General features: G+C 52.9%; 9 protein-coding genes. All 9 read left to right on the top strand.

Annotated features, from left to right (window positions below; all coding sequences use genetic code 11):
- The first annotated feature begins 148 nt into the window (after window positions 1–148).
- The 9 genes from OGX98_RS03865 (at window position 149) to OGX98_RS03825 (ending at window position 14754) form a co-directional block, all read left to right on the top strand.
- A complete protein-coding gene (locus tag OGX98_RS03865; RefSeq protein ID WP_286594844.1) occupies window positions 149–1396 on the top strand; it encodes an MdtA/MuxA family multidrug efflux RND transporter periplasmic adaptor subunit in 1248 nt (415 codons plus the stop codon).
- Window positions 1396–4518: an MdtB/MuxB family multidrug efflux RND transporter permease subunit gene (locus OGX98_RS03860; RefSeq protein WP_284097179.1), complete on the top strand. Its 3123-nt coding sequence runs from the start codon at window positions 1396–1398 to the stop codon at window positions 4516–4518. Before OGX98_RS03865 ends, OGX98_RS03860 begins: the two co-directional genes overlap by 1 nt.
- The gene (mdtC, locus tag OGX98_RS03855; protein WP_048221090.1) at window positions 4519–7599 is read left to right on the top strand and encodes a multidrug efflux RND transporter permease subunit MdtC; all 3081 of its coding nucleotides are present in this window, start codon (window positions 4519–4521) and stop codon (window positions 7597–7599) included.
- A complete protein-coding gene (locus tag OGX98_RS03850) occupies window positions 7596–9008 on the top strand; it encodes an MFS transporter (protein ID WP_048221089.1) in 1413 nt (470 codons plus the stop codon). Before mdtC ends, OGX98_RS03850 begins: the two co-directional genes overlap by 4 nt.
- The gene (baeS, locus tag OGX98_RS03845) at window positions 9008–10411 is read left to right on the top strand and encodes an envelope stress sensor histidine kinase BaeS (protein WP_045444753.1); all 1404 of its coding nucleotides are present in this window, start codon (window positions 9008–9010) and stop codon (window positions 10409–10411) included. Before OGX98_RS03850 ends, baeS begins: the two co-directional genes overlap by 1 nt.
- A complete protein-coding gene (gene baeR, locus OGX98_RS03840; protein ID WP_045444756.1) occupies window positions 10408–11130 on the top strand; it encodes an envelope stress response regulator BaeR in 723 nt (240 codons plus the stop codon). Before baeS ends, baeR begins: the two co-directional genes overlap by 4 nt.
- 138 nt (window positions 11131–11268) lie before the next feature.
- Window positions 11269–11601 carry a YegP family protein gene (locus OGX98_RS03835; RefSeq protein WP_045444759.1) on the top strand — a complete coding sequence of 111 codons (333 nt, stop codon included), beginning with the start codon at window positions 11269–11271 and terminating at the stop codon, window positions 11599–11601.
- A gap of 159 nt (window positions 11602–11760) precedes the next feature.
- Window positions 11761–13122, top strand: a complete 1362-nt coding sequence (gene trhP / locus OGX98_RS03830) for a prephenate-dependent tRNA uridine(34) hydroxylase TrhP (protein ID WP_045444762.1) — start codon at window positions 11761–11763, stop codon at window positions 13120–13122.
- Window positions 13123–13396: 274 nt separating this feature from the next.
- Window positions 13397–14754 (top strand): IS3 family transposase gene (locus OGX98_RS03825; RefSeq protein WP_286594712.1). Its coding sequence is split into 2 segments (ribosomal slippage): window positions 13397–13859 and window positions 13859–14754, totalling 1359 coding nucleotides; the frame shifts between segments, so codons are not numbered across the junction.
- The last annotated feature ends 32 nt before the right edge of the window (window positions 14755–14786 follow it).

Here is a 14786-nt window from a genome sequence, read left to right as displayed (position 1 = left end):
CCGCTGATTGTTGCGTAATGCCTCGCAAGCCGCGTCAGCATTCAGACGAATCCCTACAGTGTTTCATAATTCCTCCATTTTTCTCCCTTGTTCGCTGGCTAAACTAGTATCATTCCGCGAAACGTTTCAGGATGAGAAACTTATAACAATGAAAGGCAGTAACAAAACCCGCTGGGTGATAGCAATCGTGATCGTCGTGGCCGCCATCAGCGCATTCTGGTTCTGGCAAAACCATAGCGATCGCCAGGGAAGCGCGCCTGGTGCTACCGGGCAAGCGCAGCACACCTCTGGCCCTGGTCGTCGGGGAATGCGTTCCGGTTCATTGGCTCCCGTTCAGGCAGCAACCGCCACCGAACAAACCGTCCCGCGTTATCTGACAGGGTTGGGAACAATTACTGCGGCTAACACTGCGACGGTACGTAGCCGCGTGGACGGTCAACTCATCGCGCTACACTTCCAGGAAGGACAACAGGTTAAAGCCGGCGACCTGCTTGCAGAGATCGATCCCAGCCAGTTTAAAGTTGCTTTAGCTCAGGCGCAGGGACAGTTAGCGAAGGATAAAGCCACGCTGGCAAATGCCCGTCGCGACCTTGCCCGTTATCAGCAACTGGTCAAAACCAATCTTGTTTCCCGACAGGAGCTGGATGCTCAGCAGGCTCTGGTCAATGAAACTCAGGGGACGATCAAAGCTGATGAGGCCAGCGTCGCCAGCGCACAATTACAGCTCGACTGGAGCCGGGTCACGGCACCTGTGGATGGCCGCGTGGGACTGAAGCAGGTCGATGTCGGCAACCAGATTTCCAGCAGTGACACCACAGGGATTGTCGTTATTACCCAAACCCATCCGATCGATCTGATCTTCACCTTGCCTGAAAACGATATTGCCACCGTGTTACGGGCGCAAAAAACGGGTGCTCCGCTGAAAGTCGAGGCCTGGGATCGCACCAATTCGCAGAAACTGAGCGAAGGCGTACTGCTGAGTCTGGATAATCAGATTGACGTCACCACCGGTACCATCAAAGCTAAGGCCCGTTTTAATAATCAGGACGACGCGCTGTTCCCGAATCAGTTTGTTAACGCCCGCATGCTGGTCGACACCGAACAAGATGCTGTCGTGATCCCAACCTCCGCATTACAGATGGGCAACGAGGGTCACTTTGTCTGGGTACTGAACACAGAAAACAAGGTCAGCAAGCATCTTGTCAAACCGGGTATTCAGGATAGCCAAAAAGTCGTGATCACTGCAGGGCTGTCAGTGGGTGATCGCGTCGCAACCGATGGTATCGACCGCCTGACGGAAGGGGCTAAAGTCGAAGTCGTGGAGGCACACACCTCCTCAGCCACAGAAGAGAAAGCCACCGCTAGCGGGTACGGCAAAAAAGGAGCACGCTCCTGATGCAGGTGTTACCCCCAGGCAATACAGGCGGCCCATCGCGCCTGTTTATTTTACGTCCCGTCGCGACCACACTGTTGATGGTGGCAATTTTACTCGCCGGGATTATTGGCTATCGCTTCCTGCCCATTGCTGCTTTGCCTGAAGTGGATTACCCCACTATTCAGGTTGTGACGCTCTACCCTGGCGCCAGCCCGGATGTTATGACTTCCGCCGTCACCGCCCCGCTGGAGCGCCAGTTTGGACAGATGTCCGGCCTGAAACAAATGTCCTCGCAAAGTTCCGGCGGCGCATCCGTTGTCACATTGCAGTTTCAGCTAACCCTGCCGCTGGACGTAGCCGAACAGGAAGTCCAGGCCGCGATTAACGCCGCCACCAATCTATTGCCAGGCGATCTGCCGAACCCACCGGTCTACAGCAAAGTAAATCCGGCAGACCCGCCGATCATGACGCTGGCCGTCACCTCTACCGCCATGCCAATGACGCAGGTGGAAGATATGGTGGAAACACGCGTGGCGCAGAAAATTTCCCAGGTCTCCGGTGTTGGTCTGGTGACACTTTCAGGTGGGCAACGTCCGGCAGTACGCGTCAAGCTTAATGCACAAGCCATTGCCGCTCTCGGGCTGACCAGCGAAACCATCCGTACCGCCATCACCAGTGCAAACGTCAATTCAGCAAAAGGGAGTCTTGATGGCCCAACACGCGCCGTTACTCTTTCTGCCAACGACCAGATGCAGTCTGCCGATGAATATCGTCAGTTAATCATTGCGTATAAAAATGGCGCACCAGTGCGCCTCGGCGATGTCGCCACCGTCGAGCAAGGAGCAGAAAACAGCTGGCTTGGCGCCTGGGCCAATAAGCAACAAGCCATTGTGATGAATGTTCAGCGCCAGCCTGGTGCGAACATTATCTCCACAGCAGACAGCATTCGCCAGATGCTTCCACAGTTAACGGAAAGCCTGCCGAAGTCAGTCAATGTCACCGTGCTCTCGGATCGCACGACCAATATTCGCGCGTCGGTTTCCGACACCCAGTTTGAACTGATGCTGGCAATCGCGCTGGTGGTGATGATTATTTATCTGTTCCTGCGTAATATCCCCGCCACCATTATTCCCGCAGTCGCCGTTCCGCTGTCGCTGATTGGCACCTTCGCGGTGATGGTCTTTCTCGATTTCTCCATCAATAACCTGACACTAATGGCGCTGACCATCGCCACAGGCTTTGTGGTGGATGACGCCATTGTGGTTATCGAGAATATTTCACGCTATATCGAGAAGGGGGAAAAACCGTTGAGTGCGGCCCTGAAAGGGGCAGGCGAAATCGGCTTTACTATCATCTCTCTGACCTTCTCACTGATCGCCGTGCTAATCCCGCTGTTATTTATGGGAGATATTGTCGGGCGTTTGTTCCGCGAATTTGCCGTTACGCTGGCAGTAGCCATTCTGATTTCCGCCGTCGTGTCACTGACCCTCACGCCGATGATGTGCGCACGTATGCTCAGTCAGGAGTCATTGCGCAAACAAAACCGCTTCTCTCGCGCTTCTGAAAGAATGTTTGATCGGGTCATTGCCGGGTACGGTCACTGGCTGGCTAAAGTGCTGAACCACCCATGGCTGACACTCAGCGTGGCGCTCGGCACACTCGTCCTTAGCGTCATGCTGTGGGTCTTTATTCCGAAAGGATTCTTCCCGGTGCAGGATAATGGCATTATTCAGGGCACGCTGCAGGCTCCACAATCCAGTTCATTTGCCAGTATGGCCCAGCGCCAGCGCCTGGTGACTGACGTGATCCTCAAAGACCCGGCGGTTGAAAGCCTGACCGCGTTCGTCGGTGTTGACGGTACTAATCCGGCACTGAACAGCGCGCGCCTGCAAATTAACCTTAAGCCACTGGATGATCGAGATGATCGCGTACAGAAGGTTATCGCCCGCCTGCAGGATGCCGTTGATAAAGTTCCTGGCGTAGATCTCTACCTGCAGCCAACTCAGGATCTGACCATCGACACGCAGGTAAGCCGGACACAATACCAGTTTACATTGCAAGCCACCTCTCTCGACGCGCTCAGCACCTGGGTACCACAGCTGTTGGAAAAACTGCAGCAGTTACCGCAGCTCTCAGATGTCAGCAGCGACTGGCAGGATAAAGGACTGGTAGCATGGGTTAACGTCAATCGCGACAGTGCCAGCCGTTTAGGCATCAGTATGGCGGATGTCGATAACGCTCTGTACAACGCCTTCGGACAACGGTTGATTTCGACTATTTACACCCAGGCAAACCAGTATCGTGTAGTGTTAGAACATGACACCGACAATACGCCCGGGCTTTCCGCGCTGGACTCCATTCGCCTGACCAGCAGCGATGGCGGAATTGTGCCTCTGAGCACGATCGCCAGCGTTGAACAACGTTTTGCCCCACTGTCGATTAACCACCTCGATCAGTTCCCGGTTACGACCATCTCGTTTAACGTACCGGACAATCAGTCGCTGGGTGATGCGGTACAGGCGATTTTGCAGGCTGAAAAAACGCTCAACCTGCCGTCGAATATTACTACTCAATTCCAGGGTAGCACGCTGGCATTCCAGGCCGCGCTCGGCAATACCATCTGGCTGATTGTGGCGGCAGTTGTCGCCATGTATATCGTGCTTGGCATCCTGTATGAGAGCTTTATTCACCCGATTACCATTCTCTCCACGCTGCCTACTGCGGGCGTTGGGGCGCTACTGGCGTTAATGATTGCCGGTAGTGAGCTGGACGTCATCGCGATTATCGGCATCATTTTGCTGATCGGTATCGTTAAGAAAAACGCCATCATGATGATCGACTTTGCCCTCGCCGCCGAACGCGAACAGGGAATGGCGCCGCGCGACGCCATTTTTCAGGCTTGCCTGCTGCGTTTTCGGCCGATCCTGATGACCACACTGGCGGCGCTGTTGGGAGCTTTACCACTCATGTTAAGTACTGGCGTGGGTGCTGAATTGCGCCGTCCATTAGGTATTGGTATGGTCGGCGGTTTGCTGGTCAGTCAGGTGTTAACGCTGTTTACCACCCCGGTGATTTATCTGCTGTTTGACCGTCTGTCGCTGTATGTGAAAAACCGCTTCCCGCGCCAGGAAGAGGAAGCGTAAATGAAATTTTTCGCTCTTTTCATTCATCGTCCTGTCGCGACCATTCTCATCTCCGTCGCTATTACCCTGTGCGGCATACTGGGCTTTCGCCTGTTACCGGTCGCCCCGCTGCCGCAGGTGGATTTTCCGGTCATCATGGTTAGCGCATCGTTGCCCGGCGCGTCGCCAGAAACGATGGCCTCCTCGGTAGCAACGCCGCTGGAGCGCTCACTGGGGCGCATCGCGGGCGTGAACGAAATGACCTCAAGCAGTTCACTTGGTAGCACGCGCATTATTCTTGAATTTAATTTCGACCGTGATATTAACGGTGCGGCGCGGGACGTTCAGGCCGCCATTAACGCTGCGCAGAGCCTGTTACCGAGCGGGATGCCCAACCGCCCGACTTACCGAAAAGCCAACCCATCCGATGCACCAGTCATGATCCTGACGCTGACCTCGGATACCTACTCGCAGGGTGAGTTGTATGATTTCGCATCGACTCAACTGGCGCAGACTATTGCGCAAATCGACGGTGTCGGTGACGTTGACGTCGGTGGCAGTTCCCTGCCCGCCGTGCGCGTGGGGCTGAATCCGCAAGCCTTATTTAACCAGGGGGTCTCGCTTGACGATGTGCGCAGTGCCATCAGTAATGCCAACGTGCGCAAACCTCAGGGGGCCATAGAGAGTGAAACACGGCGCTGGCAGGTACAAACCAACGACGAACTAAAAACCGCAGCGGAATATCAACCGCTGATCATCCACTACAACAACGGTGCGGCCGTGCGGCTGGGTGATGTTGCGTCGGTCAGTGACTCGGTACAGGATGTTCGTAATGCCGGTATGACCAACGCCAAACCGGCTATTTTGCTGATCATTCGCAAACTGCCGGAAGCCAATATCATCCAGACGGTCGACAGCATCCGGGCCAAACTGCCGGAGTTGCAAACCCTGATCCCGGCTACCATCGATCTACAAATTGCCCAGGACCGCTCTCCGACCATTCGCGCTTCGCTGGAGGAAGTGGAACAGACGCTGATTATCTCAGTCGCGCTGGTGATCCTGGTCGTATTTGTCTTCCTGCGCTCCGGACGCGCGACGCTGATTCCCGCCGTTGCGGTTCCGGTTTCGCTAATTGGCACCTTTGCCGCCATGTATCTTTGTGGATTCAGCCTCAACAACCTGTCGTTAATGGCACTGACCATCGCCACAGGTTTTGTGGTCGACGATGCCATCGTCGTGCTGGAGAACATTGCCCGTCACCTGGAAGCGGGGATGAAGCCATTACAGGCGGCATTACAGGGCACCCGCGAAGTGGGGTTTACGGTACTGTCTATGAGCCTGTCGCTGGTAGCGGTATTCCTGCCGTTACTGTTAATGGGAGGACTGCCGGGACGACTATTACGTGAATTTGCCGTCACCCTGTCGGTAGCAATCGGTATCTCACTTCTGGTTTCGTTGACGCTCACACCTATGATGTGCGGCTGGATGCTTAAGTCCACGCCTCCTCGCCAACAGTCCCGTAAACGGGGCTTTGGTCGTCTGCTGGTCGCTTTACAACAGAGTTATGGCACTTCACTGAAATGGGTATTACGCCACACGCGGCTGGTAGGCGTTGTTTTACTCGGCACGATCGCACTGAACGTCTGGCTCTATATTTCCATCCCCAAAACCTTCTTCCCGGAGCAGGATACTGGCGTATTGATGGGTGGGATCCAGGCCGACCAAAGCATTTCGTTTCAGGCCATGCGCGGCAAGCTTCAGGATTTTATGAAGATCATCCGCGACGACCCGGCGGTAGATAACGTGACCGGTTTCACCGGCGGTTCTCGCGTCAACAGTGGCATGATGTTTATTACGCTGAAGCCTCGTGGCGAGCGTCATGAAACCGCTCAGCAGGTAATCGACCGCCTGCGTGTGAAGTTAGCCAAAGAGCCTGGTGCGAACCTGTTTCTGATGGCGGTGCAGGATATTCGCGTCGGTGGAAGACAAGCCAACGCCAGCTATCAGTACACGTTGTTATCCGATGACCTTGCGGCACTACGTGAATGGGAGCCCAAAATCCGTAAAGCGTTAGCTGCCCTGCCCCAGTTGGCTGACGTCAACTCCGATCAGCAGGACAACGGCGCGGAGATGAACCTGACCTACGATCGTGACACCATGTCTCGTCTGGGGATCGACGTTGAAGCCGCCAATAGTCTGCTAAATAACGCCTTTGGCCAGCGACAAATATCGACTATCTATCAACCGATGAACCAGTACAAAGTGGTGATGGAAGTCGATCCACGCTACACCCAGGACATCAGTGCGCTGGATAAAATGTTCGTCATCAATAACGACGGGAAGGCAATACCGTTGTCGTACTTTGCCAAATGGCAACCGGCGAACGCCCCGCTGTCCGTAAATCATCAGGGACTCTCTGCTGCCTCAACAATTTCCTTTAACCTGCCAACTGGGGCTTCACTTTCTGAAGCGACAGAGGCTATCAACAGAACGATGACTCAGCTTGGTGTACCTTCCACGGTGCGCGGTAGTTTTGCTGGCACAGCGCAGGTTTTTCAGGACACGATGAACTCGCAGGTGATCCTGATTATTGCGGCAATAGCGACGGTTTATATCGTACTGGGCATGCTGTATGAGAGCTACGTTCATCCGCTGACGATCCTCTCAACGCTTCCCTCTGCTGGCGTTGGCGCATTGCTGGCGCTGGAGTTGTTCAATGCCCCATTCAGCCTAATCGCGCTAATAGGGATCATGCTATTAATTGGCATTGTGAAGAAAAACGCCATCATGATGGTCGATTTTGCGCTGGAAGCGCAGAGAAACGGTAAGTTGACGCCGGAAGAAGCGATTTTCCAGGCATGTCTGCTGCGCTTTCGCCCAATAATGATGACCACGCTGGCGGCGCTTTTTGGCGCACTACCTTTGGTGTTATCCGCAGGCGACGGCTCGGAACTGCGCCAACCTCTTGGGATAACCATTGTCGGCGGGCTGGTAGTCAGTCAGCTTCTGACGCTGTACACCACTCCAGTGGTATATCTCTTTTTCGACCGTCTGCGTCTGCGTTTTTCGCGTAAAAACAGCAAACCGGTAGCAGATCTATGACAGAACTTCCTGACAGCACCCGCTGGCAACTGTGGATTGTGGCATTTGGCTTTTTTATGCAGTCGCTGGATACCACCATCGTCAACACCGCGCTTCCCTCAATGGCAAAAAGCCTTGGTGAAAGCCCGTTGCATATGCATATGGTCATTGTGTCCTATGTATTAACCGTGGCCGTAATGCTGCCCGCCAGCGGGTGGCTGGCGGATAAGATTGGTGTGCGTAATATTTTCTTCACCGCCATCATCCTGTTTACGCTCGGATCGCTGTTTTGTGCCTGGTCCAATACGCTCAATGAGCTGGTCATTGCCCGCGTTTTACAAGGTGTTGGCGGCGCAATGATGGTGCCGGTCGGCAGGTTAACGGTGATGAAAATTGTCCCCCGCGAGCAATATATGGCGGCAATGACATTCGTCACCTTGCCGGGTCAGGTGGGTCCGCTATTGGGACCGGCGTTAGGAGGCATTCTGGTTGAATACGCCTCCTGGCACTGGATTTTCCTGATTAACATTCCGGTCGGCATTGTCGGGGCAATAGCGACATTGATGTTGATGCCCAACTACACCATGCAAACCCGACGATTCGATCTTTCGGGTTTCATGATGCTGGCAGTTGGCATGGCGGTGCTGACGCTCGCTCTGGATGGCAGCAAGGGAAGCGGAATTTCAGACATTACTCTGGCTGCGCTCGTTATCTGCGGCGTAGTGGCGGTCCTGTTATACCTCAAACACGCCCGGCACAATCCGCGGGCACTGTTTAGCCTGAAGCTTTTCCGCACACCTTGCTTCTCCTTAGGCCTGTTTGGCAGCTTTGCCGGGCGCATTGGTAGCGGGATGTTGCCATTTATGACGCCGGTATTTTTACAGATTGGCCTGGGCTTTTCACCGTTTCACGCCGGTCTGATGATGATCCCAATGGTACTGGGCAGTATGGGAATGAAACGCATCGTGGTTCAGGTCGTTAATCGATTTGGCTATCGTCGGGTGCTGGTCGCAACGACGCTTGGCCTGTCACTGGTCAGCCTGCTGCTGATGACGACCGCCCTGCTCGGCTGGTATTACGCCCTGCCCTTCGTTTTATTCTTACAAGGAATGGTCAATTCAACCCGTTTTTCGTCAATGAACACCCTGACGTTGAAAGATCTACCTGACGATCTCGCCAGCAGTGGCAACAGTCTGCTTTCGATGATCATGCAACTGTCAATGAGCATTGGGGTTACCATTGCCGGACTGCTATTGGGTATGTTTGGTCAACAGCATATCGCTATCGGCAGCGACACCACGCATACCGTCTTTATGTATACCTGGCTGTGCATTGCTCTCATTATTGCGCTGCCAGCCATCATTTTTGCCCGCGTGCCGAACGACACGCAACCCAACGCGGTGATTTCACGACGCAAAAGGAGCACCTGATGAAGTTCTGGCGGCCCGGTATCACCGGCAAACTGTTTCTGGCAATTTTCGCCACCTGCATTGTGTTGCTGATTAGCATGCACTGGGCCGTACGCATTAGCTTCGAACGAGGTTTTATTGACTACATCAAGCATGGTAATGAACAGCGTCTGCAAATGCTGGGCGACGCATTGGGCGAACAGTATGAACAGCACGGCAACTGGCGTTTCTTACGCAACAACGAGCGCTTTGTTTTTCAGATCCTGCGCTCTTTTGAACACGAAAATGACGATGACAAACCCGGCCCGGGAATGCCCCCACACGGCTGGCGCACACAATTTTGGGTTGTCGATCAAAAAGCTCATGTATTGGTTGGTCCGCGCGGCCCGGTGCCCCGTGACGGTATGCGCCGCCCTATAAAAGTTAACGGTGCTGAAGTTGGGGCTGTCATTGCCTCTCCCGTCGAGCGCTTAACGCGCAATACGGATATCAATTTTGATAAACAACAGCGCCGAACCAGCTGGCTCATTGTCGCGCTCTCTACCCTGCTGGCGGCACTGGCAACGTTTACCCTGGCGCGTAGCCTGCTGGCACCAGTCAAGCGGCTGGTAGACGGCACGCACAAACTGGCGGCAGGTGATTTTACCACTCGAGTTACGCCCACCAGCACGGATGAACTGGGCAAACTGGCGCAAGATTTCAACCAGCTTGCCAGTACGCTGGAAAAGAACCAGCAGATGCGTCGTGATTTTATGGCCGATATTTCTCACGAGCTGCGCACACCACTCGCAGTTTTACGCGGAGAACTGGAAGCTATTCAGGATGGCGTTCGCCAGTTCACTCCTGACTCAGTTGCCTCGCTACAGGCCGAAGTAGGTACGCTCACCAAACTGGTGGACGATCTTCATCAGCTCTCGATGTCTGATGAAGGGGCTCTGGCCTACCAAAAAACCTCGTTAGATCTTATACCGTTGCTGGAAGTCGCGAGCGGAGCTTTCCGCGAACGCTTCGCCAGCCGCGGATTAACGATCCAGCTTTCGCTCCCGGACAGCGTAACGGTATTTGGTGACCGCGATCGTCTGATGCAGTTATTCAACAATCTGCTGGAAAACAGCCTGCGCTACACCGACAGCGGCGGTGGGCTGCATATTTCTGCCGAACAACGTGACCGGCTGGTGCTGTTGACCTTCGCCGATTCAGCGCCAGGGGTCAGTGAGGAGCAGTTACAGAAACTGTTTGAACGATTTTATCGTACGGAAGGGTCCCGTAACCGCGCCAGCGGGGGTTCCGGGCTGGGGCTGGCGATTTGCGTCAATATCGTCCAGGCGCATAATGGACATATCCGTGCCGCCCATTCGCCTTTTGGTGGGGTTAGCATTACAGTAGAGTTACCGCTGGAACGCGATTTACAGAGAGATGTATGACTGAGTTACCCATTGATGAAAACACACCACGTATTCTGATTGTGGAAGATGAACCCAAGCTGGGACAGTTGCTTATCGACTATCTGCGCGCTGCAAGCTATGCCCCAACCCTAATCAATCACGGTGATCTGGTGCTGCCTTACGTGCGACAGACGCCACCCGATATGATTTTACTGGATCTGATGCTGCCAGGTACCGACGGTCTGACCCTGTGCCGGGAAATTCGTCGTTTCTCTGAAGTTCCCATCATGATGGTTACCGCCAAAATTGAAGAGATAGACAGGCTACTGGGGCTTGAGATCGGCGCAGATGACTACATTTGTAAGCCCTACAGCCCGCGAGAAGTCGTTGCCAGGGTGAAAACGATCTTGCGTCGTTGCAAGCCACAGCGAGAGCTGCAACAGATGGATGCTGACAGCCCATTGATCGTTGATGAAGGTCGTTTTCAGGCTTCATGGCGTGGAAAAATGCTCGACTTAACGCCAGCCGAATTCCGCTTGCTCAAAACGCTGTCGCATGAACCGGGGAAAGTATTCTCGCGCGAGCAGTTGCTCAACCATCTTTATGACGACTATCGCGTCGTCACTGACCGCACCATCGACAGCCACATCAAGAACTTGCGCCGCAAACTGGAGTCGCTGGACGCGGAGCAGTCGTTTATCCGCGCCGTTTATGGCGTGGGATATCGCTGGGAAGCCGATGCGTGCAGAATTGCGTAAACATCCCTCTCTAAAATGGCTCTGTCAGCTGGCGGAGCCTTCGTCACTAGCAACTCTGTGAATATCACCCATACTCTTACTGGCAATACGCTGTCGTTAATAACTGTTTGATATAAAATTTTTAATCAAGGAGTTCATATGGCTGGTTGGTTTGAGTTAAGCAAAAGCAGTGATAATCAGTACCGATTTGTTCTTAAGGCAGGAAATGGAGAAACTATCCTGACCAGTGAGCTTTACGCCACAAAAGGTGCTGCGGAAAAGGGGATCGCCTCGGTCCAGGTAAACAGCCCACTGAGCGAACGTTATGAGAAAAAAACGGCGACAAACGGCAAATTGCATTTCAATCTGAAAGCGGCAAACCATCAGGTTATTGGTACCAGTCAGCTGTATGCAAACGAGCAGTCGCGAGATACCGGAATTGCGTCGGTAAAAACCAATGGCATAAGTCAGACGGTGAAAGATAAGACCTGATTATCACTTCATCAGCCGGGTAACGCCAAACTGTCGCCCGGCGTTTTTCTTTACCTGTCTTCCCCGCAGCGCTACAATGCCCGCCCTTAATATGGGGGCACTCCCCTAACCGCCTCATTGAGTGAGGCGAGTCTGACCTGTCATCAGAACGAGAAAATTATGTTTAAACCGGAACTCCTTTCCCCGGCGGGAACGCTGAAAAATATGCGTTACGCTTTTGCCTATGGCGCAGATGCAGTATATGCGGGCCAGCCGCGTTACTCGCTGCGTGTGCGCAACAACGAATTCAATCACGAAAATTTGCAGCTCGGGATTAATGAAGCCCATGAACTGGGTAAAAAATTCTACGTGGTGGTAAACATTGCCCCACACAACGCCAAGCTGAAAACTTTCATTCGTGACCTGAAACCGGTTGTGGAAATGGGACCGGATGCCTTAATCATGTCCGACCCGGGTCTTATCATGCTGGTACGCGAAAACTTCCCGGATATGGACATTCACCTGTCGGTACAGGCTAACGCTGTAAACTGGGCAACGGTAAAATTCTGGAAGCAGATGGGACTGACCCGCGTGATCCTGTCCCGTGAATTGTCGCTGGAAGAAATTGAAGAGATCCGTAATCAGGTACCGGATATGGAGATTGAGATCTTCGTTCACGGTGCGTTGTGCATGGCTTACTCCGGCCGCTGCCTGCTCTCCGGCTACATCAACAAGCGCGATCCGAATCAGGGCACCTGTACCAATGCCTGCCGCTGGGAATATAACGTGCAGGAAGGTAAAGAAGACGTGGTAGGCAACATCGTACACAAGTATGAGCCTATTCCAGTACAAAACGTCGAACCTACGTTGGGTATTGGTGCGCCGACTGACAAAGTGTTTATGATCGAAGAAGCTCAGCGCCCGGGCGAATATATGACCGCGTTCGAAGACGAACACGGTACTTACATCATGAACTCAAAAGATTTACGCGCCATTGCCCATGTCGAGCGTCTGACCCAAATGGGTGTGCATTCACTGAAAATCGAAGGCCGTACCAAATCCTACTACTACTGTGCTCGTACCGCACAGGTGTACCGTAAAGCGATTGATGACGCCGCTGCCGGTAAACCTTTCGACACCAGTCTGTTAGAGACGCTGGAAGGTCTGGCGCACCGTGGATATACCGAAGGCTTCCTGCGTCGCCACACACATGACGACTATCAGAATTACGAATACGGTTTTTCTGTTTCCGAGCGCCAGCAATTTGTCGGTGAATTCACTGGCGAGCGCAAAGGTGAGCTGGCGGCAGTACTGGTGAAAAACAAATTCACCGTTGGTGATAGCCTGGAACTGATGACCCCGCAGGGTAATATCAATTTCACCCTCGAGCAGATGGAAAACGCCAAAGGCGAGGCAATGCCGGTCGCTCCAGGGGATGGCTACACTGTGTGGATGCCGGTACCGCAAGATATTGATCTGAACTATGCCTTGTTAATGCGTAATTTTGCCGGGGAATCCACGCGAAATCCGCATACTAAGTAGTTAACTATGGATATTTTTCGGCGTTCGGAAGATTCTTAGAAACCGATCACATACCGTTTCGTTCATTAAGGGTATTATCTGTTTCGCTGAAAAACATAACCCATAAATGCTAGCTGTACCAGGAACCACCTCCTTAGCCTGCGTAATCTCCCTTACGCAGGCTTATTTTTTGCCTCTGCTCCATCCGTTACCCAATTTCAGGCGAAAAAAAACCGGGCATTTATGAACTGCACCCAAAAAGTTGGACACCCAACGAAGTAAGGTGCAGTTTTTTATGAGCAAGTATTCTCTCAGCTTTAAGCTTGAGGTTGTGCAGCACTATCTTTCCGGGCAGGAAGGACAGGAAGCGACGGCAAAACGTTTTGGTATCGATCACAGTGCCGTTCGTAAGTGGTCTGCTGCCTGGAAGCTTCATGGCGAAGCCGGGCTTACAACCCGGCATTTTACCTATTCTCCTGCGTTTAAAGAGTCCGTTATCCTGCATATGCGTGAACACCACCTGTCTGTTCGCGAAGTCTGTGCAAAATTCATTATCCCGGCCTTTTCCACTGTTTGTCAGTGGGAACGACTGTATGATGAAGGGGGATTAGAAGCCCTTACAGACAGCCGACGCAGGAAAAAAACGATGCCAGAACACCCTGAGAATCACCCTGTCCCTCCTTTGCAGGCTCCTCTTGACCCGGATGAACGTGAGGAGCTTGAACAACTGCGTGCTGAAGTGGCATATCTAAAAAAGCTGCAGGCCTTACTCAGGGAAAGGAGCACGTCAGGACGCGGGATAAAGCGCAGGTCGTGAATGAGTTAAGGCTGAAGTTCTCTCTTGCACGCTTGTTAAACGCCGCAGGGCTGGCGAGAAGCACGTTCTACTGGCAACTGGCCAGCGGTAAAAAACCAGACAAATATGCTGATGACAAGCAGCAGATTTTAACGCTGTTCCATAAACATAAAGGACGGTATGGATACAGGCGAATCACGCTGGCTGGCCGCCGGGAAGGAAGCTTACTGAACCATAAAACGGTTCACAGGTTAATGAAGGCTCTGGGTTTAACCTGTTGTATCAGAAGGAAGAAATATAACTCTTACAAAGGCCGGTATGGGAAAGTTGTGGGTAATGTACTGAACCGGCAGTTCAGTGCGGATAAGCCCAACCAAAAGTGGGTTACAGATGTCACGGAATTTAAAATCAGCGGAGAAAAGCTGTATCTGTCCCCGATTCTGGATCTGTATAACGGAGAAATAGTTGCGTACCAGATGGGGCCCCGTCCTCTTCTGTCGATGGTGGATAACATGCTGTCGAAGGCTATATCTGTACTGGGCAAAAACGAATACCCGCTGCTCCACTCAGATCAGGGCTGGCAATATCAGATGGCACATTATCAGAACCGGCTTAAGGAGGCGGGTCTGAGACAGAGCATGTCAAGGAAGGGGAACTGTCATGACAATGCAGTGATGGAGAGCTTCTTCGGCACACTGAAATCTGAGTGTTTTTACCTCACGGAACACGAGAATATCAGCGAGTTGCGCATGGCTATCGATGACTATATCCACTATTACAACCATGAAAGAATAAAACAGAAACTGAAAGGCCTGAGTCCGGTAGAATACCGAATCCAGGCCCAGATAACCGCTTAAAATAAACTGTCCAATATTATGGGGTCAGTTCA

The organism is Citrobacter sp. Cm046 (assembly GCF_030333065.1).
Taxonomy (GTDB): domain Bacteria; phylum Pseudomonadota; class Gammaproteobacteria; order Enterobacterales; family Enterobacteriaceae; genus Citrobacter; species Citrobacter murliniae.
The sequence above is the reverse complement of the archived record's forward strand: the minus strand, read 5'-3'. Positions and strand labels throughout refer to the sequence as shown.